31 protein-coding genes and 4 pseudogenes are annotated in these 25,502 nt (G+C 44.9%); 10 read left to right on the forward strand and 25 right to left on the reverse strand.

The window, feature by feature from the left end; all coding sequences use genetic code 11:
• Positions 1–193 precede the first annotated feature (193 nt).
• The 5 genes from D8M41_RS07940 to D8M41_RS07965 all read left to right on the forward strand — a co-directional run bounded on the left by D8M41_RS07940 (position 194) and on the right by D8M41_RS07965 (position 4,975).
• Positions 194–769, forward strand: coding sequence for a DUF4870 domain-containing protein (locus D8M41_RS07940; protein ID WP_126926772.1), 576 nt, complete (start codon positions 194–196; stop codon positions 767–769).
• Between the two features lie 243 nt (positions 770–1,012).
• Entirely contained in the window at positions 1,013–2,299 is a 1,287-nt protein-coding gene (locus tag D8M41_RS07945; protein ID WP_126926773.1) for an adenylosuccinate synthase, read from the forward strand.
• A gap of 367 nt (positions 2,300–2,666) precedes the next feature.
• The gene (locus D8M41_RS07950; RefSeq protein WP_126926845.1) at positions 2,667–3,482 is read left to right on the forward strand and encodes a class I SAM-dependent methyltransferase; all 816 of its coding nucleotides are present in this window, start codon (positions 2,667–2,669) and stop codon (positions 3,480–3,482) included.
• Positions 3,483–4,175: 693 nt separating this feature from the next.
• Entirely contained in the window at positions 4,176–4,499 is a 324-nt protein-coding gene (gene imm45, locus D8M41_RS07955) for an Imm45 family immunity protein (protein WP_037286858.1), read from the forward strand.
• 179 nt (positions 4,500–4,678) lie between these two features.
• A complete protein-coding gene (locus tag D8M41_RS07965; RefSeq protein WP_023134426.1) occupies positions 4,679–4,975 on the forward strand; it encodes a hypothetical protein in 297 nt (98 codons plus the stop codon).
• A 75-nt stretch (positions 4,976–5,050) separates the two neighbouring features.
• Here D8M41_RS07965 and D8M41_RS07970 read toward each other — a convergent pair whose 3' ends face one another.
• Entirely contained in the window at positions 5,051–5,584 is a 534-nt protein-coding gene (locus tag D8M41_RS07970) for a CPCC family cysteine-rich protein (protein ID WP_023134425.1), read from the reverse strand.
• Between the two features lie 373 nt (positions 5,585–5,957).
• Between D8M41_RS07970 and D8M41_RS07975 the strand changes: the two genes are divergently transcribed.
• Positions 5,958–6,599: a hypothetical protein gene (locus tag D8M41_RS07975; RefSeq protein WP_023134424.1), complete on the forward strand. Its 642-nt coding sequence runs from the start codon at positions 5,958–5,960 to the stop codon at positions 6,597–6,599.
• Between the two features lie 272 nt (positions 6,600–6,871).
• Here the strand turns inward: D8M41_RS07975 and D8M41_RS07980 are convergent, their stop codons facing one another.
• Together D8M41_RS07980 and D8M41_RS07985 are read right to left on the reverse strand one after the other, a co-directional pair.
• Positions 6,872–7,150, reverse strand: a complete 279-nt coding sequence (locus tag D8M41_RS07980) for a DUF7710 domain-containing protein (protein WP_037233477.1) — start codon at positions 7,148–7,150, stop codon at positions 6,872–6,874.
• A 357-nt stretch (positions 7,151–7,507) separates the two neighbouring features.
• Positions 7,508–8,086, reverse strand: coding sequence for an RHS repeat domain-containing protein (locus tag D8M41_RS07985; RefSeq protein ID WP_197702324.1), 579 nt, complete (start codon positions 8,084–8,086; stop codon positions 7,508–7,510).
• Between the two features lie 168 nt (positions 8,087–8,254).
• Here D8M41_RS07985 and D8M41_RS07990 point away from each other — a divergent pair.
• Positions 8,255–9,127 (forward strand): annotated as a pseudogene (locus D8M41_RS07990) (IS110 family transposase); the annotation flags it as partial.
• 40 nt (positions 9,128–9,167) lie between these two features.
• Here D8M41_RS07990 and D8M41_RS07995 read toward each other — a convergent pair.
• The 3 genes from D8M41_RS07995 to D8M41_RS08005 form a co-directional block, all read right to left on the reverse strand.
• Complete coding sequence (locus D8M41_RS07995) at positions 9,168–9,800, reverse strand: DUF1269 domain-containing protein (RefSeq protein WP_126926774.1); 633 nt, start codon at positions 9,798–9,800, stop codon at positions 9,168–9,170.
• Positions 9,801–9,952: 152 nt separating this feature from the next.
• The gene (locus D8M41_RS08000; RefSeq protein WP_023134418.1) at positions 9,953–10,183 is read right to left on the reverse strand and encodes an NGO_0222 family membrane protein; all 231 of its coding nucleotides are present in this window, start codon (positions 10,181–10,183) and stop codon (positions 9,953–9,955) included.
• A 74-nt stretch (positions 10,184–10,257) separates the two neighbouring features.
• Positions 10,258–10,671 carry a low molecular weight protein-tyrosine-phosphatase gene (locus tag D8M41_RS08005; protein WP_126926775.1) on the reverse strand — a complete coding sequence of 138 codons (414 nt, stop codon included), beginning with the start codon at positions 10,669–10,671 and terminating at the stop codon, positions 10,258–10,260.
• A gap of 30 nt (positions 10,672–10,701) precedes the next feature.
• On the opposite strand from D8M41_RS08005, the pseudogene D8M41_RS08010 reads away from it, so the two are divergent.
• A pseudogene (locus tag D8M41_RS08010) lies at positions 10,702–10,821 on the forward strand (IS110 family transposase); the annotation flags it as partial.
• Positions 10,822–10,879: 58 nt separating this feature from the next.
• Here the strand turns inward: D8M41_RS08010 and D8M41_RS08015 are convergent.
• From D8M41_RS08015 to D8M41_RS08080, 11 genes and pseudogenes are all read right to left on the reverse strand, one after another.
• The gene (locus D8M41_RS08015) at positions 10,880–11,950 is read right to left on the reverse strand and encodes a hypothetical protein (RefSeq protein WP_126926776.1); all 1,071 of its coding nucleotides are present in this window, start codon (positions 11,948–11,950) and stop codon (positions 10,880–10,882) included.
• A gap of 18 nt (positions 11,951–11,968) precedes the next feature.
• Positions 11,969–12,346 (reverse strand): hypothetical protein, encoded by a 378-nt coding sequence (locus D8M41_RS08020; protein ID WP_126926777.1) that lies wholly within the window; start codon positions 12,344–12,346, stop codon positions 11,969–11,971.
• Positions 12,346–12,696: pseudogene (locus D8M41_RS08025) on the reverse strand (RHS repeat domain-containing protein); the annotation flags it as partial. The pseudogene D8M41_RS08025 and the gene D8M41_RS08020, both read right to left, overlap by 1 nt.
• 53 nt (positions 12,697–12,749) lie before the next feature.
• Positions 12,750–13,013: a hypothetical protein gene (locus tag D8M41_RS11810; protein WP_231375482.1), complete on the reverse strand. Its 264-nt coding sequence runs from the start codon at positions 13,011–13,013 to the stop codon at positions 12,750–12,752.
• A gap of 265 nt (positions 13,014–13,278) precedes the next feature.
• Positions 13,279–13,572 carry a DUF6881 domain-containing protein gene (locus tag D8M41_RS08035; RefSeq protein ID WP_023134410.1) on the reverse strand — a complete coding sequence of 98 codons (294 nt, stop codon included), beginning with the start codon at positions 13,570–13,572 and terminating at the stop codon, positions 13,279–13,281.
• A 77-nt stretch (positions 13,573–13,649) separates the two neighbouring features.
• The gene (locus D8M41_RS08040) at positions 13,650–14,054 is read right to left on the reverse strand and encodes a hypothetical protein (protein ID WP_023134409.1); all 405 of its coding nucleotides are present in this window, start codon (positions 14,052–14,054) and stop codon (positions 13,650–13,652) included.
• Entirely contained in the window at positions 14,039–14,995 is a 957-nt protein-coding gene (locus tag D8M41_RS11815) for an RHS repeat domain-containing protein (protein WP_023134408.1), read from the reverse strand. The genes D8M41_RS08040 and D8M41_RS11815 overlap by 16 nt, the downstream gene beginning before the upstream one ends.
• 694 nt (positions 14,996–15,689) lie before the next feature.
• Positions 15,690–16,250, reverse strand: coding sequence for a hypothetical protein (locus D8M41_RS08050; protein WP_126926778.1), 561 nt, complete (start codon positions 16,248–16,250; stop codon positions 15,690–15,692).
• Between the two features lie 475 nt (positions 16,251–16,725).
• Positions 16,726–17,319, reverse strand: a complete 594-nt coding sequence (locus D8M41_RS08065; RefSeq protein ID WP_255406323.1) for an SMI1/KNR4 family protein — start codon at positions 17,317–17,319, stop codon at positions 16,726–16,728.
• A 218-nt stretch (positions 17,320–17,537) separates the two neighbouring features.
• Entirely contained in the window at positions 17,538–18,230 is a 693-nt protein-coding gene (locus D8M41_RS08070) for a hypothetical protein (protein ID WP_023134401.1), read from the reverse strand.
• Between the two features lie 579 nt (positions 18,231–18,809).
• A complete protein-coding gene (locus D8M41_RS08080) occupies positions 18,810–19,202 on the reverse strand; it encodes an immunity 22 family protein (protein ID WP_023134399.1) in 393 nt (130 codons plus the stop codon).
• A gap of 134 nt (positions 19,203–19,336) precedes the next feature.
• Here D8M41_RS08080 and D8M41_RS08085 point away from each other — a divergent pair.
• Positions 19,337–19,617, forward strand: a pseudogene (locus D8M41_RS08085) (transposase); the annotation flags it as partial.
• A gap of 72 nt (positions 19,618–19,689) precedes the next feature.
• Here D8M41_RS08085 and D8M41_RS08090 read toward each other — a convergent pair.
• The 5 genes from D8M41_RS08090 to D8M41_RS08110 form a co-directional block, all read right to left on the reverse strand.
• A complete protein-coding gene (locus tag D8M41_RS08090; protein ID WP_023134397.1) occupies positions 19,690–20,130 on the reverse strand; it encodes a hypothetical protein in 441 nt (146 codons plus the stop codon).
• Positions 20,131–20,305: 175 nt separating this feature from the next.
• Positions 20,306–20,554, reverse strand: a complete 249-nt coding sequence (locus tag D8M41_RS08095; RefSeq protein WP_196806346.1) for a hypothetical protein — start codon at positions 20,552–20,554, stop codon at positions 20,306–20,308.
• A 240-nt stretch (positions 20,555–20,794) separates the two neighbouring features.
• Complete coding sequence (locus tag D8M41_RS12155) at positions 20,795–20,962, reverse strand: DUF4259 domain-containing protein (RefSeq protein WP_023134395.1); 168 nt, start codon at positions 20,960–20,962, stop codon at positions 20,795–20,797.
• Positions 20,963–21,117: 155 nt separating this feature from the next.
• Positions 21,118–21,372, reverse strand: coding sequence for a hypothetical protein (locus tag D8M41_RS08105; protein WP_023134394.1), 255 nt, complete (start codon positions 21,370–21,372; stop codon positions 21,118–21,120).
• A gap of 210 nt (positions 21,373–21,582) precedes the next feature.
• Positions 21,583–21,747: a hypothetical protein gene (locus D8M41_RS08110; RefSeq protein WP_023134393.1), complete on the reverse strand. Its 165-nt coding sequence runs from the start codon at positions 21,745–21,747 to the stop codon at positions 21,583–21,585.
• 690 nt (positions 21,748–22,437) lie between these two features.
• On the opposite strand from D8M41_RS08110, the gene D8M41_RS08115 reads away from it, so the two are divergent.
• On the forward strand, positions 22,438–23,913 hold the full coding sequence (locus tag D8M41_RS08115; protein ID WP_023134391.1) for an aldehyde dehydrogenase family protein: 1,476 nt from the start codon (positions 22,438–22,440) through the stop codon (positions 23,911–23,913).
• A gap of 162 nt (positions 23,914–24,075) precedes the next feature.
• Here the strand turns inward: D8M41_RS08115 and D8M41_RS12160 are convergent, their stop codons facing one another.
• The 3 genes from D8M41_RS12160 to D8M41_RS08130 form a co-directional block, all read right to left on the reverse strand.
• Entirely contained in the window at positions 24,076–24,180 is a 105-nt protein-coding gene (locus D8M41_RS12160; RefSeq protein ID WP_371873039.1) for an IS3 family transposase, read from the reverse strand.
• A 361-nt stretch (positions 24,181–24,541) separates the two neighbouring features.
• Positions 24,542–25,042, reverse strand: coding sequence for a hypothetical protein (locus D8M41_RS08125; RefSeq protein ID WP_126926780.1), 501 nt, complete (start codon positions 25,040–25,042; stop codon positions 24,542–24,544).
• Between the two features lie 204 nt (positions 25,043–25,246).
• Complete coding sequence (locus D8M41_RS08130) at positions 25,247–25,501, reverse strand: hypothetical protein (protein WP_037286915.1); 255 nt, start codon at positions 25,499–25,501, stop codon at positions 25,247–25,249.
• Position 25,502: the final 1 nt, after the last annotated feature.

The following is a 25,502-nucleotide window of genomic DNA, read 5'->3' on the forward strand; positions in this document are numbered from 1 at the left end:
TGAATGAAGGTGAATTATCTCTCAATGTTTTATTCGCTTTACCGGGAGCAGAGGATATTTGTTTGAGAATGAGGATTAAAAACCCTGCGTGGGCAAATATTCGCTACTCGCGCCCTTTCAGGTGCATCCCTTAAAATGGTGCTTACCTCACAAAAACTGTGCGGCTTCGAGAACCGCACACCTAAGGAGCATCATGAGTCAAAATCCTTACGAAAATGGCCCCTACGACAAGAACCCTGGGAATGGGCAGAACCAGCAGCCACAGGGATACCAGCCGCAGAACCAGAATCCTTATGAGCAGCAGGGGGCACAGTACCAGTACCAGCAGAACCAAAACCAGTACGACCAGCAGGGCGCACAGTACCAGCAGGATCCGTACGGGCAGCCGCAGCCTGGGGCGGTGAGCGCAGACGATAAGAACATGGCGTTTCTGATGAACCTTATTTCTGCGGGCGCCACGTTCCTTTCGGCAACCACTATTGGTTTCCTGGCGCCGCTGATTTTCTGGTTTGTTTATAAAGACAAGCCGGGCTACGGGTTCACGAAGGAAGCGTCCCGTCGTGCCTTTAACTTTAACTTCACCCTGTGGGTTATCAGTACGGCGTCATGGATTCTGGCACTTATTACCCTCGGTATTTTGTTCTTTATCCCGCTGATCGTGGTGCCTCTGGTGACTATTGTGCTGATTGTCTTCCACATTATTGCCGCTGTCTCGGCGAATAAGGGCGAAGAGTACGAGTACCCGCTGACTTTCATTAAGATCCTTTAATATTCTCTGGTTCTGGCATCAGCCGATTATTACGGGTGCGCACTCCCTGCAATGTCTTGGGTGCGCACCCGTTGTTGTGTCCGCAGCAGATGCACGTGCCCGCCGCGAAATTTGGCGACTGCTGCTAGTGCCGGCACGGGCGGTGGGCGGTATGATTAATAATTGTGTGCCCGCCTCGGCTGGGTGCGGGTTGTATGGCGCGTAACCGGCGCGGAATGTGAAGCTTAACAAGGAGCGCAAGAAATGTCAGCTGTCGTCATCGTGGGTGCCCAGTGGGGCGATGAGGGGAAGGGCAAGGCAACCGATTTGCTCGGCCCCCGCGTGGATTACGTGGTCAAGCCTAATGGCGGCAATAATGCTGGCCACACGGTGGTGGTGAATGGGCAGAAGTTTGAGCTGAAGCTGCTGCCCGCTGGCATTTTGAGTGAGAACGCGACCCCTGTGATTGGTAACGGCGTGGTGGTGAACCCGGAAGCGCTTTTCGCTGAGATTGAGGGTCTGCAGGCGCGCGGTGCCGATACTTCTAAGCTTAAAATCTCTGCGAACGCCCACCTGGTGGCCCCGTACCATCAGACGATGGATAAGGTCACGGAGCGTTTCTTGGGTAAGCGCGCGATTGGTACGACTGGGCGCGGTATTGGGCCCACCTATATGGATAAGGTGGGCCGTTTGGGTGTTCGTGTGCAGGATATTTTGGATGAGTCGATTCTGCGGCAGAAGGTTGAGGGCGCGCTGCGGCAGAAGAATGAGCTGCTGGTGAAGGTGTATAACCGCCGCCATGTTGAGGTGGACGAGATTGTGGATTATTTCCTTTCGTTCGCTGAGCGGCTTAAGCCCATGATTGTTGATACCACTCAGCTGCTCAATAATGCCTTGGATGAGGGTAAAACCCTGCTTATGGAGGGCGGCCAGGCGACCTTCCTTGACGTCGATCACGGCACCTACCCGTTTGTTACCTCTTCGAACCCGACTGCCGGGGGCGCCTGTGTGGGTTCGGGTATTGGCCCCACCCGCATTTCCCGTGTGATTGGTATTCAGAAGGCGTACACCACCCGTGTGGGTGCTGGCCCGTTCCCCACTGAGCTGTTCGATAAGATGGGCGAGTTTTTGCGCACGACCGGCGGCGAGTTTGGCGTGAACACGGGCCGCCCGCGCCGCTGCGGCTGGTACGATGCGGTGCTTGCGCGTCAGGCGGTGCGCATTAACGGGTTTACTGATTTGTTCATTACTAAGCTGGATGTGCTCACTGGGCTTGAGAAGATTCCGGTGTGTGTGGCGTATGAGGTGGATGGTGTTCGGTTTGATGAGGTGCCGATGACGCAGACCGATTTCCATCACGCCAAGCCGGTGTATGAGTATTTTGACGGCTGGAGCGAGAACATTTCGGATGCGAAGTCTTTGGCTGACCTGCCGGAGAACGCCCGCAAGTATGTGCATAAGCTTGAGGAGCTTTCTGGCTGTCGTATCTCGGCGATTGGTGTGGGTCCGGACCGTGACCAGACTATTGTGGTGCGTGATCTGATCGATTAGGTTTTTCTATGTGAAGAAAACCGGCAGCGGCGCGGCTTAACCACGGTGCGCTGTTGTGGGTGCCGCAGCTTTGAAAGCTGCGGCACCGCGTGTATCTGGCCGTGTTTACAATGCTTTTACCGACCGGAGGAGCCGCTTTGCCGTTTCTGCGGTTGCAATATAACAAGGTTTGTGGCTGTGCAGCACGAGGCCTGAAATACCTGTGCTGTGTTTTTGACAGCATACCCCTTAAAAATCGTGGGTGATGGAGATAAAATACACACAAAGTTAGCCATTCTCCATGCGTATCCCTGCTGGTGGGCATCTGGGGCGTAGCTGCCTCTAACTACTGGGGGGTATGTCGTGGACTCCGCCAAAGGAGCGTGCCATGCTGCACCTTGAAGATTCTGTGAGCGAGACCTTACTGATTCCGCTGTATATGAAGCATCTTGCCTCGCAGATGCCTAACCCGGTGATTCACGATGAGGCGGCTACACGCCTGGTGCGGCAGCTTGATTACGATTTTTCGAAGTACGACCATATTATTCACACTGTTGTTGGTACCGCGATCCGCGCGGATTACTTCGACCGGCTAACCGCTGATTTCATTCAGCGCCACCCTAACCCTGTGGTCGTAAACGTGGGGTGTGGTTTGGATAGCCGCCGGGAACGTATCGGCGCTGCTGCCGACGGCGTACCGTTTTACGATATTGATTTGCCTGATGTTATTGCTCTGCGGCAGAAGCTGCTGCCTGCGCAGCGGGGTGAGACGCTGCTGGCTACTTCTGCTTTTGACGCCGGGTGGATGGATGAGCTGAACCGCCTGCACCCGAACGCCCAGTTTTTGCTGGTGATTGAGGGAGTGCTCATGTACTTTGACCGGTACACTGTGCGCGCCCTGTTCTGCGATCTGGCGCGCCGTTTTCACCGTAGTGAGGTAGCCTTTGACGTACTGAACTCGTGGATGGTGAAGAACTCCGATAGGCATGAGGCTCTGAAGCATGTGCGTGCCCGTTTCGTTTTCGGCTGTGACGATGACCTGGAGTTTGAGCGGTGGGCTGATAATCTGCACCTGATGAGCGTCAAGCGCCTGGCAGCTGATTTCCCGCAGTGGAAGAGAAGCGGCTTCTTGCTATCCCTTATCGGGCGGCAGATCCCAGCCTTCCGGGACTCCACTCGTATGCTGCACTACCGGTTGGACTAATGGGCACTGGGTGCGGCGGCAACAGCTGCTGACAGGATGGCTGAGCTGTGTATGATCAGGAGCTAACCGGGTTTTTCAAACGGCACAATATTGAATATGCCCCGTTAGATGAGGAATCTTATAAGAGCTACTCATCTATGAAGGGTTTTCCTTTCACGGGTTCTAGAATTGCGTGGAGTAAAACAAAAAACCACCGTTGCTGTCGCCTACATGAAACATTGGAGTTTGTAGAAGATATAGAGGTCATTCTTCAGCCCACCGATTTCTGCAGGTTCATAGTGGTGGGAAACGATTTTGAGGACGGGTACCTGATTCAGTGTTCTATACAAAGTGTTCGTTCACTACTTGATTTTCTTGTGGAGTATCCGGGGGAAAATTATCTGATCGATACTGAGGAAAAGTGGTGTATCTGTGTCTATGACTATCTAGACTTTGGTACGGTGGATTAGTCTTACTCTGAGCGGAGATAAGCTGCTTCTAGAAAATCAAGATGGGTTAGGGTATAGGCTTGTTGGCTTCCATGGAGAGAAATTTAACATATAGCCATAACCGATGAGGGTGCCGAGTAGGTTCATGTATCAAGGTTTTAAAGGGAACCACATGTTTTAATTTTTCATCCGCTTGTGGGAGATATAAATATAAAACACCGTCATAGATACATAATATTCCAATAAGAGAATATAAGGAGTAATAGTGCAAAAACTAGTTAATTATCATAGTGATTTGAGGCATGGTGCAGTTTTTAGGTTTCCCGGTTCATACCCGCACGAAAAATATGTTGATTTAATGCTGGTCGAATTCCCAGGTAGCGACAGAAAATATGGTTTTGTGGTATCTACTGGGTATAAGGCCGGGCTAATTCTGGTGATGCTCCCGCAAGAAGCTGAATTGGAACATTCAGCAGGGGTAAGCAGGCAATGGGTGATAGATAATTGGAATAAATGGATTTATGAAACCTGTAGTGTTGATGATGTCTACGTAGATAAAAACTATCCGGTTCCAGCTAGCCTTATCTAATACAGGCAGCTCATAAAAAATGAGTTTGGATATAATGCTAGGCATTATGCGACTGAAGATTATCATGGTAAAAAGAAGTCAAAAGATATAATGAATTTGTTAAAGTACTATAAGTAAGTTAACGATGGGTTATCGCTGATAAGAATCTTGCGAAAGAACAATAAGACGCGGTATGAGGAATGAAGAAAATTAAGCTGATGCCTGACTACCATTGCTTTCCGTTATGGCGGATAGATGATGATATTTGCTGCAATATAGACCCATATTCTCTACCGATATCCAATATATTGGCTGAAGAATTAATAAAGTGGGCAAATGAATATGATAAAACACTAAATATGAACGATCCTGTAAACTCTGGATTTGAAAATACAGAAAAAGAGCAGGCTTTTATAGATAAAGGAAATAACTTATTTAAAAGATTGAAGCATGAGCTCAGGGGTCAATACACAGTGGTTTTAAAAATTATTGTATGAAATACACTGTTATAAAACTGAAAACGCGGCTTTTATCCCTGGGGGAATAAGATTTTCAGATTCATGAATGGGGCATCAAAAAATATCAGCCTTCTTGTTAAAGATGTATTTTTCTAATTCGGCCTTATCATGGTTAATGAAGAACTCATTTCTGTATTCAGATAAGGTACTGTGGTTTGCGGACGAGTATGACAATTCATCACCGCCAGGGCCTTCCCAATAACAAATAGAACAAATATCATAACTTAACCTACCCGACAAAGTGTAAAAATAACAGCAGGGGCATTTGATCTTCCTGCCTATTTCATCCCCAAAGACCTCTATCTTTTTGAGGAGAACATTGCTAAGTTCCTTTGATAAATAATTATTATTTAGAATCGAATTTTTATGAACCAGTCCTGAAACAACTACAGGCTGGAAAAATTCACTATAGTATTCTACGTCGTCAAATTCATGTGTGCTTAGGTAATCTATAAGTTCTTCATTTAAATACTCAGGTTCAGATTCATAAGAATACCAAAAATCTAACAATATATTCATCTTATCAGCATCAGATATTAAATTACTCTGATGTTCAGAAAGTATTTTTATAGCTTCTTTTCTGTTCATGATAATATTTCAGATAGGCGTTAAAAATAATTATATTTATTTAGATTCATGCCATTTTTAACCGAGCCTTCTTCGTGCTATTATTTGTGCGATATATTTTATTTCCTCTATATTAACATACTCAATCTATAGGTTTGCGTTTATTGCAGTAGGCAGCACACACCATGGGGTATAGCAACTACATGATGTGTATTTCGAACGGACCCGGTGATTTTTTTCTGAGGACCTATAATAGTGAATGCTCACCATGGCATAGTCTCTTAAAGAAAATTTATCTGGAAGATAAAGTGATAGTCGTGCATGGTATTATATGGTTTGTGCGCCCGCAGGGCTAAATATATTTTACTGAATAGCAAGAGGAAATAGGTGAAATATGGGTAACTCGTATATTGATATCTCTGTTCTAGAGGAAAAGGAAACCTTTTTTATTGAGCCTTTTGAGTGGGTTAATCCAGAAAATGTTACTGGATTTTCGCGAGAAACTGTAAGAAAAGAAAATATTAGATCGTATGAAGAAGATGATTACAACAGAGATTCTGATACGGCAGATATTATTATTGCCTCATACTTGGAAGAATGCCTTTATGTCGATTCAAGTAATTATATGATTTTCCTGGAATATGGACTATGGCTAATCACAGAGCTCTATAGTAGTTATGTGGTGCATATTTTTCCTAGTGATATGAGAGAGCATCTTCCCAGAGAGTCTAATAAACTAAACCATATTTTTGATGAAATCTACAAAATATTTTTGACTAAAGATAAAGAAGATGAATATCATTGTGCAAATCTATTAAAAATATTTATTTTTGAAGTTTTTCAATTTGGCAGTGAATGGGGAAATTTTGATATAAAACATATTGATTGTGACAGCATTTTCTTGGAAAATAACCTAATTGAGAATGCTACCGAAGGTAAATTTTTATGCTCGTATTTAAATGAAGAAAATTTAGCTAAGCTGTCGTCTCTAGTTAACTATAGTAAAGGACATATTCCCCAGTATAAATACTGCTGAGTTAGGGATCTGGTAGTGATGCTTCAGATTTTCAATATGCGATTCAGAATTATTTGGAAATTACTCAGTATAATTCCAAGTTTTCTTCAACCGATGCTATTTCAACGGGCATTAATGCAAAATCCGGGCTAGATAAGGTGTTTAATGCTGAGCGTCGGTGATATGTGCAAGGTATCTTATCTAGAGAAACCAAGATTACTTATAATAACTGACTGACTTTTTCACCATTTAAACGTACCTTGTTAGTTGATTATATTGGTGGTTATGGTGTTCTAACCCTCTTCAACTCCATCAATGTATTGAGAATCCTCAATATGAACGGTTGAGAAGCTCTGGATAAAACCAGGAGTTTTCTGATCATCTCTTTTGGGCTTAAACAATCCTTGTGTAATAGCCCAATCATATATAGATATATCAAGAGGGTACTTCGATAGTATCCCGCTGATTTTATACTTTTCTATCCATCGAACAGCCTTCTCTCTAGACGAAAAGATAGCAGACGGAAAACTGGCGCTGCTTCCTTGAACAACCCATATATACAATTCATCCATTGGTATGTCCTTTCGAGGATGACCGTATCTCTTTTCGCACTCGAACAATACCTGCTTCTCGTCCTCCTTGTCCACCTCAGGTAGCGGGAACAGTCACCCCTGATCGTTTTATATAGGCCAGCCCTACCGCATCACAGGTAATGCTCTACCAGCGTCACGCTTCAGCATCCGCCGAACGAACCAGGCCTCAGAACGGAGCAACGGATCCATACCAGCGGCAGGATGCCCCTTGCAGGGGGGTGCTGTAGATGAGGCGCTGCTGGTTTTACTGGTTTTGAAATTGAAAGGCTGACTTGTGGCTGAGGCGCGCCAAAAACTATAGGCATCAAATGCAGGGTACAGGTGCCGGGTAATTTTTTATATTTGTTTGGCATTTGCGAGTTCGTAGGCGGTTTTGGCACCGAGTCCGTCGATGTAGGCGGTCAGACGGTTGAGGCGGTCGTATTCGAAGGTTTCGTGACTGCCGTCGGGGTAGTCGGTACGGACGGGGTTGCCTGCTGCGTCGTAGTGGTGGCGGGTGGTATGGCCCAGCGCATCGGTAACAGTTTCGAGATCGCCGTATTCGGTGTAACCGAAACGGGTGGTTTCGCCGGTACAGTCGGTAAAGCAGACGAGCTGATCGAGGGTGTCGTAGTGTAGGTGTCGGGTTTTGCCTAAGGCGTCGGTTATGGTTTCGGGCAGCCATTGGGCGTTGTAGCCGTAGCGGGTGGTGTAACCGGCGGGGTCGGTGATGCTGATGAGGTTGCCGCGTTCGTCGTAGGTGTAGGCGGTAATCCTGCCTGCGGGATCGTTGACGGCAACCGGCAGGTTGAGGGTTTCGTGGTAGCCGATTTGGGTGCTGCTGCCGTCCGGGGCGGTAATGGCGATGACGTTGCCTTCGGGTGAGGCGATTTGGTAGATGTCGTCTGAAAAGCAGAAACTGCGTGTGTACCGCACACACCCTTGTATATCGGAACACCCGTATCATAGCAACAAACCGCCCGGCCGCCACCCGTACACACCCAAGGCAAACAACCGTCGCGTAGCTCAGGAAGCGGTCGGGCAACCGATCGACACAACCGGACAGTTGCCAGACAACACAACCGAATGCAAGGCAGGTTTATGATGAGTACCCAATACAATTACGCAGGCATCGACATCGCCAAACGAAACTTCGTCATCGCCGTTTCGTCTTTGTCTAAAACCAAAACCGAAACCAACAACCCCAAAGGAATCGCCCATACCGTCGAATACCTTAAAAAACACAAGGTCGCCCTCGTCGTGATGGAAAGCACCGGCGGTCTCGAAATTCCCGCCGCCAAAGCCATCCACCGCTCAGGCATAGCCGTGATTATCGCCAACCCGCGTCAGACGCATCAGTTTGCCCAATCGCAGTCGCTGACCAAAACCGATGCCAAAGATGCCCAAATGCTCGCCTTCTTCGCACAGATGATGACGCAGAAAGAGGATTGGCAAACCATGCTCTACCACCCGCCCACCGAAGCGGAAGAAGTGTTGGAAGCATTGGTCAACCGCCGCAACCAGCTGGTGGATATGCGGACTGCCGAGAAAAACCGTCTGCATCAGGTTCACGAAACGCAAGTCGAAAGCGTCAAACAACTGATTGCTCATTTTGACCGGCTGATTGACGAATTGGACAAACAAATCGACGAGCACACCCACACGCATTTTGACGGCAAAGCCAAAGTGGCGGAACAAATCAAAGGCATCGGTTCGATAACGACGGCTACGCTGATGGCGATGCTGCCCGAATTGGGACGGCTGAACCACAAACGGATAGCGAGTCTGGTCGGTATTGCCCCACACCCGAGGGAGAGCGGGGAAACCAAATTCAAAAGCCGCTGCTTCGGCGGAAGGTCTGCGGTGCGTAAGGCGCTGTATATGGCTACCGTGGTGGCGACACGTTTTGAACCGCTTATTCGGGATTTCTATCAGCGCCTGCTGTCCAAGGGTAAGCCGTATCATGCATCCGAAACGGAAAATTTGAGCGGTTACATACCTTGGGTTGGTGGCAGTGTTATTTTAACTTGGCTGCCAATTCGTCGAATTTTTGTTTGATGTCGGCCTTGAAGGCTTCCACTTTCTCTTGACGTTCGGCTTTGCGCTCGGCTTTGCGCTGTTTTTTCCAAGCTTCGTGTGCCTGACGTGCCACTTCTTCCTGCGCTTCTATTGCTGCCAATACGTCCTGTTGGGCAACGGCTGCATCTTGCCGGAGAATAACGGTTTTGAAACGGTGGAAGAAAGCGTCCAATACAGCTTCGTTGGATTCTTGCGCCAAAATAATGATCGCAGTACTGCCGTTATCCAGTTTTTTGGCTGTATTTTCCAGCAACAACCCCTCTCCCAATGTTTGGGCAGTGCCTGCATCACTGCCGATGAGTGCGCCAATAGCTCCACCCAACAGAACACCGATAGGACCGCCGAGGATGCCGACCAGCGAACCAATGAGGCCGCCCGTCCATGCGCTTTCGGCCGTATTGGCGGTAAAGTCGGTGCTTTCTGCTGGGATAATCAGACCATTTTCCTTTTTAATCAAAACGGCTTGTGCCACCAAAGCATCTGTTGTCTGCGAGTAAGCTTTCAATTCAGAAAAGGCTTGATAAGCTTCGCTGGAGATGTCGAATAAGGCAACGATGATGTTTTGTTTCATAAGTCTACTCCCGTGGATTGAAAGATTTAAGAACAATTGTATGCGGTGTCAGTGTAAATTGCAAGGGGGGGGGGGGGAGCAATGCGGCAAACAGAACTTTACCTATGTAAAGTCTGTAGAACCGGCAAACGGATAACGAACAATACCCAGCCTTAATGGGATTCGGTTTGTTGCTCACGCATGATTTGGGCGCGGGCTTTATGTCGGATGTAGAGGGCGAGGCTGCCGACTTGGCCGAAGACGGCGCCGAAGGCGAACAGGAAGGCGGCGACGGCGAATTGTTTGCTTTGAATGGAAAGCAGGTACGCGCCCAGAGTTACCAATGCGATGAAGAGCAGGGTGAAGAGGACGGTCAGGATGAGGAAGGTTCGGCGTTTGGTCATGGTGGTAACGGGGTTAGGTGGTTCGGGAGGCCGTCTGAAAAGCGGGAAATGCGTTTTCAGACGGCCTTTTTTGTTTATTCCGCCGTTTCCAGCCTGTCGAGCAGGGCTTCTGCGGCGGCGGAGACGAGGCGGAAGGTTTCGGTAAAATCGCCCGTATACCAAGGGTCGGGCACGGCCCGGTAGCCGCTGTCGGGAATCAGGTCGGTGAGCTTGAACTGTTTTCCGGGGCAGCGGCCGAACTGCCTTTCCAGTTCGGCCAGGTTGTCGTCGTCCATGGCGATGATGAGGTCGTAATGCGCCGGGTCTTCGCGGCGGATTTTGCGGCTGGAAAACCCGTCGGCGGCAATGCCGTGCGCTTTGAGTTCGGCCCGGGTGCCGCGGTGCATGTCTTCGCCGTCGTGCCAGCCGGACGTGCCCGCGCTGGCTGTTTCGACGAGGTGCGACAGGCCGCGTTCGGCGGCTTGGTGGTGCAGGACGTATTCGGCCATCGGCGAGCGGCAGATGTTGCCGAGGCAGACAAACAGGATAAGGTTGCCGTTACGGCGTGTATGCGCAAACTGCTGACGATATTGAATGCCCGGATGCGTGATTATTTTGCCGAAAACGGTACCATCGAAAACGGTATCCAAACGGCTTGATTTGAGTTTTGGTATTTTTGCCCGACGGGGTGAAAAATACAGTTGCTACCCATGTAGACTACGGCTTACCAAGCTGCGGAGTTTCAGACGGCCTTTGTGATAAAAAGGCAGCCTGAAAACAGGGAAACAAGGATTTCAGGCTGCTTTGGGTTGAGTTTAGCCACCCAACGCACGCTTGTTGCCACAGATATTTATAAATCAACAACAGGTTGGTAACCAAATTCTTTGAACACGGCGCGGCGCAGGTTTTTTGCGCGTCGTCGAAAAAGCCGCCCAGTTCTAAGCCGACAAAGGGGAGAAACGGAGTAATCAGCGGGTGGCTAATCATACTGTTGTCCAAGCCTTTTTGCGTACGCAGGCGCAGCAGGGCGAGGATTTCCCACGGCATCCATTGTTCCAACGTGTATTCGAATTCGGGGTAACCTTTTTCATCGTCGCGGCTTTGCCGGATATGGTAGTCGGCGAGGTCGTTGAAAATCTGCTTCACCTGTTCGGCGTCGCTGCTGTCAAAGCCTGCGTAGGCGGTTTGGTAGAGTTCGGAGAAGGCGAACAAATCTGCCTGCGTTTGGTCAATCGGCAGGGCAAGATGGTCTTGGGCGAGGCGGAACGACAGGGGGATGAGGGTGCGGGCGGCATCGGTTTCCTGCGGTCGGATGCATTCGTCTGGGTTGGCAATGATGGTTTGCAGGGCGGCGAAGCTGAGGCTCTGCTCGTCGCGGCTGAAAAAGAGGGAGGCGAGGAAGGCGAAGTAGCTATTGTTTACGCTGATATAGGGAATGCGCGGTCTGCCGGTGAGGTGGTGGCGTACATAGCCCATGGTAAGGAAATAGGCTTTTGCCATCATGGCGCGGAACAGGCTTTCGCTTGGAGCTTGCAGAAATTCGGCAAGCGGGATGCACAGTTCCATGCGCAGATCGTAGATGACTTGGGTGGCGGTGTAGCTGACTTCACAGTCCTTCTCCAAAAAGTCGTCATACCAGCGGTGGGTGAACGGGGTGGTGCCTTGGCGGATGTATTCGTCCAGATAGCCGCGTTCGCGTTGATAGTCTTCGCTGTCGTCACCGGTAGTAATGTTTTCAACCAGACGGTCAAGATTGTGCTTCATGGCGGCGGTGGGTTTTTTGCTCATTTTTTGCTCCTAAATTAATTACCATGGGCTAAATGTCATGCGGGTTGCTTGAAATTTATGATTCATATCAACAAAGACAGTTTCGGTTTTATCTATATTATTAAATATCTCTTGCGCCTTCTTCTTATTAAGAGGCGTCTTTTTGCCGTCTAAGCCTTTCATAAAATATCCGCCTTTTTTCTTATCCGTTACATCTTCCGTCAACACTTGCTCAGCAAAACATTTACCGCCTTTCTGCTGTCTTTCGCTTAGTTTAAATTTTCCACGTTTAGAACTTTTAACTTTAAATATGTCATATTTCCCATCCGGTCTCAATGCGACAATATCCAAGCCGTTTCCGGAGGCATTTTGAATAGAGAAGACTTTTTTGTATCCCGTACCTTCCAGATATTTCATTACCCTGCGCTCGCCGGCAGTACCCAAGCGCTGCGCGTAGGTTTTTTCAATCCCAACGGGTCGAACCAAACCAAAGCGTTATCTGCAAATTGATAAAGATGCTCCCCACCCAACAACCCAATCGGATCCTGATTCACAAACCGACCGGCCTCAGGCTCGTAATACCGCATCAGGTTGTAATGCAGTCCGGTCTCTTCATCGAAGTATTGGTTCTGCAATCTGAACGGCTGGTGCGCGTTCTTGTAAACCCGCTCGTCCTTTTTCAGACGACCCCAGGCGGTGTATTCGCCGTACCATAAGAGATTGCCGTGGATATCGGTCATCTCGCGCGGTATGCCGATTTGATCGTTGTGGAAATAGGCGAGGTATTAAGCTTCGTCTTGGTTGTTGTGGAAGACTTGGGCTAAAGGTTCGTCGCTGTCTTTGTCGGTATACTCCTGCAATAGGCGGCTGCCGTCCCAGACGAAGTGGGTGCTTTTTGGTTCGGCGCTCGTCCAGGCAAGTTTGTCTTGGCGTCGTAACGGTCGTATTCGTAGCGGGATACCAGTCCGTCGGGCTGGTTGTGTTCGACCATGATGTGGTTACGGTAGGCGAAACCGCGCAGTTTTTTGCCGTCACGCCCGTAAACGGCGGTCAAATCGCCGTAGCCGTCATAGTCGTAGCGCACCAGCTCCTTGCCGTTGAAGGTGACGGAAGTGAGGCGGTGCGCCGCCTTCGGGGGAGGCGATTTGGCAGAGGTCGTCTGAAAGTCGGTTTTCAGACGACCTCTATGTTAACTGTTAATGAGATTGTTAAAGAACAAATGATTCAGACGACCTCAAAGAAGATAGTGAAGCCGTCTGAAAATCGAGAGGAGGGCGTTAAGGAATTTTATTTTGAAATCAATTATATGCGCTTTAAGATACAACACATACAACCATTGATTTGAAGATTTATTTAGGCCACGATTTGCCATGTATTACTTTCTCCCACGCATTATCAAATTCTCCTTTTGAAATTTCAACTGCCCAAAATTGCTTATCTTTATTAATTTCTTCTATTTTTGGTATTGGCAATTCTCCTAAAAGACATGATTCTCTTTCCTTTTCTTGGGAAGCATATAAGTGGTTGCCAGATTTAAAAAATTCTATTTTTCTTACCTCATATCTGTTTTGATCCAATTCACTGTAAATTATAGATGGGTCATCGTTGTTATCATGAAACCATAACGTTCTCATATAAAACATTTTAATTCCTTCCGTCTACGGCTTGCTGAAAACCAAAAAACCGAGTGCGTGCTTTAAGGCACACACGCTCTGGCTTGCTAATCTGAACCTAAAGCTATTTGAGCATCTTCAGCAAAAGCAGATTTATCTTCAATTAGTTGACGAAGAAGTAATTTTACAAAAGGTAATTTTCGATGAAATGTTAAGACTTGGAGTGCAGCGCTAGCTATTAACTCATTTTCATTTTTCTTGAGAATACTCATTGCAAACTCTGCTTCATCAACAGTTATTAGTGCTCTTTTTAAAATACTCAGTGCCTCAATTCGAAGGTAAATATCTTCGTTAACATTATTGACAAAATGAATTATTTTTTTAAATATTTCACTATAGTCAAAATCACCTATATATATTCTCAATATTTTGAATGCCTCATTCCGAGAAAGATCAGACTCCTTTGAATTTAGGCCAATATCCAAAAGAAAGTTTGCTAATTCCTCAGACATATCCTCATCAACATAATTCTGTAAGAAATTTTCCTTATCACTATCATTATTAAATTTTTGATAGAGTGATTTAAATTCTTCATAATGCATATTTTTACCTCAAAGTTATTTTTCAAAATTAATTTAGACCTAAATTTAGTTATTTCGTCAGATGGTTTTAATTTCAATATTTCATCAGAAATTCTACTTGAATTAGGCTCGATTATCGAATTTTCTCGGCTTTTCCCTTTTCTATCGGCACTCTCGGGAGCACCACCTGCACACATATCTGGTTTATGTAACCATACTATACCCTCTCCTGCAGATCCTTTATCACTTGTGTACCTTCTTCCTCTCGCTTCTATAGTTGGGTTATCTCTAAAATTCCTAATTCTTTCTTGCAAGCCTTCTAGACCCTCTATTTTTAAAATTTTATTAAATGCCCTAATTTGCCCTCTAATTTGGCGTTTTAACTCTTTAACATCAGTAACTTTATCTGGTTTTAAGATATGATTATAAGTCAATATTTTGACTTTTAACTCCAAAGTGTCAAACCATGTTAAAGAATTTAAAGCAAACTGATACAAATTCTCCCCGCCCAACAGCCCAATCAGGTCTTGGTTAATGAACTGCCCCGTCTCCGCCTCGTAATACCGCATCAGGTTGTAATGCAGCCCGGTCTCTTCATCGAAGTATTGGTTCTGCAATCTGAACGGCTGATGCGCATTCCGATAGACGCGCTCATCCTTTTTCAGACGACCCCAGGCGGTGTATTCTCCGTACCATAAGAGATTGCCGTGGATGTCGGTCATCTCGCGCAGGATGCCGATGTGGTCGGTGTGGAAATAGGCGAGGTATTGCCCTTCGTCTTGGTTGTTGCAGAAGACTTGGGCCAAGGGTTCATAGCTGTCTTGGTCGGTGTAGATATAGGTATAGCTGCCTTTGTAGGTGTACTCCTGCAATAGGCGGTTGCCGTCCCAGACGAAGTGGGTGCGTTTCGGGTCGGTACTCGTCCAGGCGAGTTTGTCTTTTCTTTCCTTACTCAGTCTTCGCCCGAACGGGTCGTAGGCGTATGTCCAGATTTCGGTATTGCCGGCGGGCTTTTTGATTTCGGCACGGACGAGTTGGTTTTCTAAATCGTATTGGTAATATTGGTTTTCACCATTGGGCAGCTGGCGGTAGATCAGATTGCCCAGTGCATCGTAGGTGTATTCGATGCCGTTGAATTCGGCGATTCTGTTGCCGTCGGGGCGGTATAGGCCGCCTTCGCGGGCGTTTTGGGTCAGATCGTCCAGTATATTGCCTACGGGGGCGAAGGCAAACTTCTGTGCTGTATTTTTGGGTACGTATGCGGCTTCGAGGATACGGTCGAGGGGGTCGTAGCGGTAATGGGTCGTGCCGCTTTTGAGGTCAGTGCTGCTGATGAGGTTGCCGGCTTTGTCGTAGCGGTAGCGACGTTCGACGAGGGGCCGGGATGGGGGTTGCCTTGGCGGGCTTCAGACGGCCTTGGCCGGTGTGTCTTTGAATGTGCAGGCTGCTTTTAAAAGCTCAAAACGGCTCAAAAGCAGCCTGCACTTTTTTAACTGCGGTGGTGCTGCGCTTTCAGGTAGCCTGATGGGGGCGATGGGCTGCCTGAAAAAACCGAATAACCGAAAGTTATACAGGCTTGTACTTGCCTTCGTTCTTTAAATAAGTTTCTGCTTTCCTAACCAATATTTTTGCCCCGCTATTCAGAAACTGTTCCATCTCCTTCCGAAATCCCGGAATTTTCATTTTTGCCACGGCCTCCATCAGGAAAGTATTTGCAAAATTCGCTTCCCACAAATGCGGCATATTTTTCGCAATATCATTGATTAGGTTCCTATCATTCATCATGATTAAAGGACGTAAAAAATTAGCGTGTCCGGACAGCCATTTTTTATCCTTAAGCTGTTCGATTAAAAAATCTTTGACTTTTTCAGATTGCAGCAGGTAAAGGTTATCCTCTAATCCCTTGGCAATCCTTAGATAAGCACTCATCATCACAGGTTCAAAATGGAACTTGCAACCGGCAAATACGGTTTCCGGCTCTTGATAGTTGTCGTATATAAACTCCGACAACTCCGATACTAGCTTAATCCATTCTTCATCTGCGTGTTCCTTATGGGTAGGCTGAAAATAATAAACAAGGCCATAATATTCGAATAACTTATTTTTAATGTCTGAATCATTTATCATTCTAATTTCCTAACATATTTTTTCAGTTTTTGGCATTTGCCCTGTCTTTTAGCTTCCTGTTCAATCAGGTCATCAAAAGATACCCTTTGAACTTTTACATTGGGGTTTCGGTAATCCGTGGGTCAATCTTTGTCCGTATATCCGCAATTGGTTCTCGCCGTCGGGCAGCTGGCGGTAGATCAGGTTGCCCAATGCGTCGTAGGCGTAGCGGTGGTTGAACACGTTACAACAAAGGTCGTCTGAAAGTTGTGTTTCAGATGACCTCTATGTTGACTAGTGACGAAGTTGTTAAAGAGCAAATATTTCAGACGATCTCAAAAAACGTATTGAGGTCTTCTAAAAATCAGAAACTACTCGCGTGCATTCCACACACACCCCACTTCAGGATTAGGGGTTTTATGCGGGCTACGGCTTGCTGTGTCGGAATTAGAAGTTTTATACACGTTACGGTTTGTTGCTTGTTAAACCTAGTTTTCTAATAATTAAACATTCCTTTCTTTACCAATAGAAATTCTTCTAAAGAAGATGATATTTTTTCTAAGGAGTCTTCAATCATCACTCCCATGCCAACAGCAAAAATATTTTGCTCTTTATTGTCCATCAGAATAGCAACTCCCTCACCATTATCTCCAATCATAAGAAAATTCGGTAAATATTCTTGCACCTCATAGTCAATATTCCTTTGTTGAATATCCTCTGCCTCTAAAAGGGTTATCTCATCCCCATATAATCCATTACTTAGTTCTAAAAATTGAATATATGATGAATATGAAATATGCCACTCCAGCGGCAACATTTTTATTGCCTGACTAGTAGTAGGGTCATTTAAAGTATATAAAGTTTCTAATTCATATCTATTCATTTTAAATTGCTCTAATTCTTTGAAATACTTATAGTTTTGATTTAATGCTCGTTTAATTTTCTTAGGCGACAAACCCGCAGCTTTTAATTGTCTTGCTGCTTCCGTAAATTCTTGTCGAATACTTGTATTATATCCATTTTGTTTCCTAAAGGCTCGCTGCATTGCTGAAATAGTAGCATGAGCTTTTTGACGAAGAAGGCAATAGATTTGCTGGAGCTTTTAGGGGATCGTAACTTTTTATATTCTTTCTTGCCCATTCTTATTGAATGGTATGGTGTGATTGCACCCTATCATCATCTTTTATGTTGCAATGTCCTGGTGCACGATTACTTTACCGAAAACAATATCCAAACAGCTTGACTTGAGTTTTGGTATTTTTGCCCGATGAGGTGAAAATACAGTTGCTACGCATATTGTCACATAATTTAATATTCATTATTTAATATGCGCTTTTTAATTTCCTGATCAAAAGGATTATCTTCGAAAATCAAGTCAAAACCAGTAAAAAGGCCATTCTTATTTTCTTTCACTTTATCATCAAACTCGAACAATTTTTGAACAAGTGGGTGATTAAAAGGTAATTTATTTACCTTAATAATATAAAAAGCTATCAATGATTTAAACTCAAAATGAGGGGGGTACTTAACTAAATATTCTAGAACATTTGGACTCATATCCATGAAAGCTTTAATAATAGAAACATAACCTGACATCAAATGCCTCAGGACATCAGGATAAATTTTGTCAGCTTCCTCAGGAGAGGGCGGCACCTTAATAGCGTCCCCCCATTCAAAACTAGTAAGCGAGGGAGCATGATAATAATGTGCACCTGCTACTGAGTACATACAACAAATTACTTCAAAACTAATGTTATGAATATTATATTTTCGATTTTGAGAATCATACATTTCCTTTAAAAATTTAGCTAAAGTTTTACTTTCTATCCAAATACATGCTGTATATCCTTCAGAAACTCTTGAATATTCGAAGGAGATTTCTCCGTAAAGATGGTTTGCTTTTCTAAATTTAATGGACTTCTTGAAGAAACGCACATTTTCTTCATTCATGTTTTCTTTAATATATTTCATGAGATTTTCTAAAAATACTTTTTTATCCATAATACTTTTCCTTTAATACATTAAACTTTAAAAGTATTTCACAAACCGTCCAGTCTCCGGCTCGTAATACCGCATCAGGTTGTAGTGCAGTCCAGTCTCTTCATCATGACACTGGTTTTTGCAACCTGAACGGCTGATGTGCGTTCCGATAGACCCATTCGTCCTTTCAGGCGACCCCAGGCGGTGTATTCGCCGTACCACAGGAGATTGCGGGGGGGGGGCAGTCATCTCTCTGGGATACCGATGTGGTCGGTGCGGAAATAATAAGCGAGGTATTTATTCTTCTTTGTTTTGGTTGTTGTGGAAGATTTTGGCTAGGGGGTCGCAGCAGCCTTTGTAGGTGTACTCCTGCAATAGACGGCTGCCATCCTAGACGGGGTGCGTTTCGGTTTGCTGCTCGTCCAAGCCAGTTTGTCTTGGCGTTCTTTGGAGAGCCTTCGTCCGAACGGGGCGTAGGCGTATGCCCAGATCTCAGGGCGGTTGCCAGCTAGATAAAATATGTTGTTAAAAACAAAAATGCCGCCTGAAAATTTTATCTAAAACTTTTCAGACGGCATTGGTGCTTACGCTTTTTGCATATTAATCTCCACGAAACTCACCGATATATGTTAAACCATTATATTTTTTATCTGGAGAAATTTTTAAATCAGGGTCTGAATACCATAAGACAGCATTACCTTTTGTAATACCCAGCTCTTTACATTTTGCTTTTACGGCTGGTAATTCAGATTCATCTATCGCAGCTTCAACTAATAATTTATTCAAAGAAACTACTTTAGGAAATAAAGGAATAATTCCAATATAGTCTTCATCGTATTCTTCATCTAATCCAATATCTTTACAAAAAGGGCAAAACACACCCTCTGGCAAACTATCTTGTTCGAAATACTGCTCATACTGATCTTCTGAATCTGTTACAGTTCCTAACCACAAGTGTACCCTGTCGAATCTGTCGTCTTCTTCCAAAAACATGATATTTTCCTTAATTGAATTGTTAAACAATTATATTCATCAACCATCTACTGAATTACCACATTTACCACAGGCTAATGGAAATCTTCCTATCATGCGCCGATCATGGTGTTCTGTAATTATATCTAATGCCTCTTGCGATGTTGCCCGAGTTGAAACGGTTGCCGAACAATCGGATAGCGAGTCTGATCGGCATCGCGCTGCACATGAGACAGAGCGACGAAACCAAATTCAAAAGCCACTACTTCGGTGGAAGGTCTGCGGTACATAAGGCGCTGTATATGGCTACCATGGTGGCAACACGGTTCTGAACCGCTTATTCGTTGCCGTTACGGCGTGTGTGCGCAAACTGCTGATGGTATTAAACGCCCGGATGCGTGATTACTTTGCCGGAAACAGTATCCGAGCGGCTTGATTTGAGTTTTTGCATTTTCGCCCGACAAGGGTAAAAATACACTTATTACCTATGTGAGCTACGCTTTCTACGCTACTCTATATCCTCTTCCCAATCTATAACTTCACGATCAAGAGTTTGCCGCATAATTTTATGTTTATCAAAATCAGATGAGTACTGAATAAACTCACCAAAAAATAAACAATTGTTAAAAAAATCAACCAATTCCTTTTTTATTTCATTAGAAAAAATAATGTGTATTTCTTGAATGGTGTCCAGAAATTTTTCATTTTTGTCAAAAATAATTATGATTCTTTTAGGTTGAAAAATAATTTTTTCTGGGTCTAGGTACCTTCCATTTTCCTGACCGGATAGCTCGAAATAAGCAATCTCTGAATACTCGAAATCAGGATCTATATATACAGAAGACTGAATATTAAAATATCCACCTTCAAATATAATATTGAAACAACTTGTATCTAATTGATCATAAACCATTTCATAATTAATTACATTTAAAATAATTTTACCCATATTAAAAATTCTCGTTATGTACAATTATATTTTGGAGATAATATTTTTTGTATTTCTGGGCTCTCTATGCTTTATGGCAATCCTTGCTTTTAGAATTTTTCCCATTTTTATTTTCCTGTTTTAGCATCTTCCCAATAAGAATCTATAACTAAATCTAATGCAGCAGATGCGTTGTTCATATTTCCTGCCAGCCGTTACCCCCATTTCCGAAGCTCAGCGAGAGCACCCGGCCGTTGTTGTCGATAACGTACTGCAGCAAACTGGTCCGGTCAGCAGATGTTAACCGAAACGCTGATGGCTGCTGTTGGCGTCTTCTGCTGCCACTAGCGAAGAGGAAGTAGTCTTCATCCGAACCGTCCTCTGCTACCAGCGGCGCAAAACGCAACGGCAACGAACCGTCCAGCGAGTTGTATAAACAATGCAATAACGGTTTTTAATATCTAGTAAATTTTATTTAGGACATATATCCTATACAATTTTTTTGAGTTCTATGATTTGTTTTTCTACCTCAGAGATAATTGTAGGATCATTATCCCATATGTCTAAGAATTCCCAATCGCTATTTGGAGGATTTATCATATTTTCAAGTATTGTCAAAACCCTCTTAATGATTATGCTTCTTTGATCTAGAAAATCCTCTGGACATGTATAAGGTGAACTAAAATCAAATTAAAATATGTGCGATCACTCTTATTGTGTCATATTTTTCGTTCCTAGGATCAAATTGCTCCACTTCTTTAACTAGTAGGTCAAAGCTTTTGGTGTTCCAAAATTTATGTAACCAATCTGCCGCTTCGTCGTTTTCGTAAAATTTATATCCCCAAACTCCCATAAAAATATACTCCTTATTAAAATCTAAAAATAGACTATTTATTTAACGTTTATAGCCAGCTTATTGAGTGACAGTACTTTTTATCTCTTCAAATAGTTTTTCTGAATCATTTTTAATTGAATCACGATACTTTTTCTGTAGCTTTTTTTCGGCTCTTACAAACCATTCATTAAAAATAATTTGCCATTCAGAAACTCTTTGTTTTTTATTTTCAAGTTGGTATCATCGGGAAATTTTTTAGCAATCATGAGTAACATGTCTAAATACCCTAATAATTGTTGGGCAGGTTCATCAGTACCTTTCATCCATTCAATAACATCTTCGATTTGAGATATTGAGAAGTACAAATATGCCAACCCAGCAAGATCAGCTCTATCGTTCTCATAGATTCCAGTTCCATATACTTTCATTTTATACTCCTAATTTTATATTCATATTTCTAAGGTTATTAAGGACATCGGTGACACGGTCCAATTTCCAGCAAATACCCTTCTACAACCACATTGTCCTATTAACCTTAAAGTATCTCGCCAATCTTGTACATTCGACCCAAACTGATACAGATCCTCTCCGCCTATAACCTAATCGAATTCTAATTCACAAACCGACCCGCATCAGGTTCATAGTACCTGAAGAAGCCGTAGCGCGCCCATCTCACGGTCACAGTGCTGGCTTTGCGGGCGAAAGGGCTGGTAAACAGTATCCGTTACCTTGGTTTCCTCTTTCAGACGATCCCATTCGGTATAGATACCGAACCACAGCAGGTTGCCGCCTTTATTGGTCATCTCCCTGGGATGTTGATGTGGTCGCAGTGGAGGTAGTTCACTTCCTGAGGCTTTCGTCTTCGGCATTGGCGACGGCGCGCACGGCGGACGGTTTGCCCATGCGGGCTGCCTGTTCTCGGCTGCTGACCTGCCCGTTTTGCCGTGTGGGATTTGGGGCAAATCCTTGCCACGCTTCATTTTGAAACGATGTTTCGTGCGTATGCAATGCAGTATCGAAAGAGCGGCGCGTACCAGAAAAAATATTCGCGCAGCTGTGCTTCGGTTTGCATCAAATGCTCATTTGTGCCGATGCGCAAGGGTAGGTTTAACAACCGCTGCAAGTTCTTTTGTTCGCGTTTGACCCGCCTAATGCCAACAAATTTGAGTAGGCACAAACCCTGGTGGTGACGCAGGTAATTATGTCGCCCAAAGCTCCGGAAAATTTGGGATCAGAATGGTGCTGTTCATTAAGATAGATTCCTTGGTCTCAACCAAACAAGGCTTGTCTGAGAACTTAATATATTATTAATAAACCGCCCTCGTCCCCATACGTAATCAAGATTTGCCTGGCTGCTGTTTTATGCATATCTGGAATTTCGAGAACGTTCTCATTTTTAATGCTTGAACCGAAAGAGAAAAAATACTATCCTGTTTTAAGTGACGTTGGAGAAACGTCCAGAACCCAAGAAAGGCAACTAAGGGGACAGCATCATGGCAAAAGATTTAAATGTGTTCGATAAAGAGTATGGCCTTTTGATTAACGGCGCGTGGACGAGCCCCGGCACGCTTTTGGATTCTTACAATCCCGCCAATGGCGAAGCATTGGCGAAATTTACCGACGCGACTGACGCCGATGTCGATGCCGCCGTCGCCGCCGCGCAGGAAGCGTTCAAAACATGGCGCAAGACCACCGCAACCGAACGCGCCGCCATACTCAACAAAATCGCCGATGTGATTGACGAAAACTTGGAATTGTTCGCCCTGCAGGAAACACTGGACAACGGCAAACCCATCCGCGAAACCCGCGCCGCCGACATCCCACTGGCTTCCGACCATTTCCGTTATTTCGCCAGCGTCATCCGCGGCGAAGAAGGCACCGCAACCCAACTTGACTCCGAAGACCTGTCCATCGTATTGCGCGAACCTATCGGCGTCGTCGGTCAGATTATTCCGTGGAACTTCCCCTTCCTGATGGCGGCTTGGAAAATCGCACCCGCGCTCGCCGCAGGCTGTACCATCGTCATCCACCCGTCTTCCAGCACTTCGCTGAGCCTGTTGTCGCTCGCTCAAAAAATTACCCACCTGCTGCCTAAAGGCGTGCTGAACATCATTACCGGACGCGGTTCAAAATCCGGCGAATACATGCTGCACCACAAAGGCTTCAACAAACTCGCCTTCACCGGCTCAACCGAAATCGGCCGCCGCATCGGCATCGCTGCCGCCGAAATGCTCATTCCCTCTACCTTGGAGCTGGGCGGCAAATCCGCCAACATCTTCTTTGACGACATGCCGTTCGACAAAGCCCTCGAAGGCGCGCAAAAAGGCATTTTGTTCAACCAAGGCCAAGTGTGCAGCGCCGGCTCGCGCATCTTCGTACAAGAAGGCATTTACGACAAATTCGTCAACGCCTTGGCGGAAGAGTTCAAAAAAATCAAAGTCGGACTGCCTTGGGAAGACGATACCCAAATGGGTTCGCAAGTCAACGCCGGCCAGCTTGAAACCATTTTGAAATATGTCAAAATCGGTGAGCAGGAAGGCTGCCGCATCATCACCGGCGGCAAAAAGCTCGAAGGCGAATTGGGCAAAGGTGAATTTATCGAGCCGACCTTGATTGAGGCTGACAACAACAACGCCCGCGTTGCCCAAGAAGAAATCTTCGGCCCGGTTGCCACCGTGATTAAATTCAAAACCGAAGAAGAAGTCGTCAAAATGGCCAACGACAGCGAATACGGCTTGGGCGGCGCAGTTTGGAGCAAAGACATCAACCGCTGCCTGCGCGTCTCCAACGCACTGGAAACCGGTCGTGTCTGGGTGAACTGCTACAACCGCCTGCCCGCAGGCGCGCCGTTCGGCGGCTACAAAACTTCAGGCATCGGCCGCGAAACCCACAAAATGATGCTCGCCGCCTACACGCAGGTGAAAAACATCTACATTTCCACCCGCGAAGAGCGCGAAGGGTTGTATTAATTGCCTGCTGAACGCTGATTGATAGAGAGAGAAGAGGTCGTCTGAAAATCCGGATTCGGGTTGAGCTGACCCTCACTCGGGCGATCGGACACTCATAAAAACCTCTTCAGGCGCTCCGCATAAGCTGGGTTCTGTATGCAACAGAACCCAGCTTTTTCAATTTCAAACTCTGCATCGCTCCCAGTTGTAGTAGTCCATATAATCATCTATCTGTTTCATCAGTTCGTTCACCGTCAAGTCTCCTCCACTATAGAAGCATTCCGTCACACGGGAAAGAAGCTCTCCGCTGGTGCTGGGGCTATGATTTAGATCTGACCATTTTCGTTGTAGTCGAAACAAGTGATAGTTGCATATAGGAAAAAGGTCGTCTGAAAATTTATTTCAGACAACCTTGATGTTTGTTGGGTCTTGCCCCAGCCTACGTTTGCTAAATGGAATAATATCACCAGAAAAATGAAATCATCGGTCCGCCAAGCAGATTAAATGTGCAAGTAAGTGTTCCTTCCATAGTAGACTAAAAATACGGAAAACAGGAGCCACCACAGCAGTATGCTAAACCAGTAGTTTTTAATAACCCACGTTGAATATCGTCTTTGGGGCAATTCAATCAGTATATTCAACTTTTGGTTCAAACATGTTCAATACGATACTTCCTTAAAGTAGGGTGATTAACTAGAAACTCTAGGTATTTTTTACAAAGTTCCTCTCCGCATAATTTATACACATTAAAGAAAGTGGGAAGTACTATATCGGATACTGTAGCGCAGTTCTCAAGTGTATCAGTGAATTGTTCTTCATCTGATAACCCTCCTAGTATAAGTTGAGTAAAGTTTCTTTCATGTGATGATGTTTGTGAATCATGAATTTTCCAAACTCTTATTCGTTCCTTCTTCAATTCCTCATTTGATAAGACATTGGATAAATTCAATAGAATTTTACAACACGTATTTTCTGCTAATTGTATTAAAGTATCAGGTATTTGATTATGAATACAAGGGCTAAATAAAAGTACGTTTTTGATAAAATCATGCGTAATTATTTGAATATCATAATAATTCATGGCATCAATATCAAATGTATTGGTTAATTCTCGTCCTGCTATAACATCAGGTCTATTTACCTCAGCCATTTTAACCTCCATTACTGTCGCGGATCCCAAGATTTTTAATACGCAAAAATATCACCTTCTTTGATATACCTGTACAAAGTTTTTGGTTTTTATCCCATCCTAAAATTTTTAAGTTGTTCATATTGTAATCTCCATAGCCCTCAAAAAATAACAAAGATCTGTATTGCATCCATCGTGAGAATATCTTGCTTCTGATAGCTGATTCTAGAATATATATTTCTTTTTGTCACCTTGTGCTAAAAGTAAATCAGCTAAGTTGGATTGGGCAATGGGGTGTCCATTTTTTGCCGCTATTTCCAGCCATTTAAATTCTAAATCTTGATTTAAAGATACAAACATATGATATTGGTATAACTTAAACGATGAATTTTTATCCCCATTGTGGGCCTTTTCTTCTAGAGTACTAATTTCCTCATCTGAAATCCAATAAATGCTACCTGTTGATACGGAGTTAGTCATG

It is taken from the genome of Rothia sp. HSID18069 (assembly GCF_003989155.1).
In the GTDB taxonomy this organism is placed as follows: Bacteria; Actinomycetota; Actinomycetes; order Actinomycetales; family Micrococcaceae; genus Rothia; species Rothia aeria.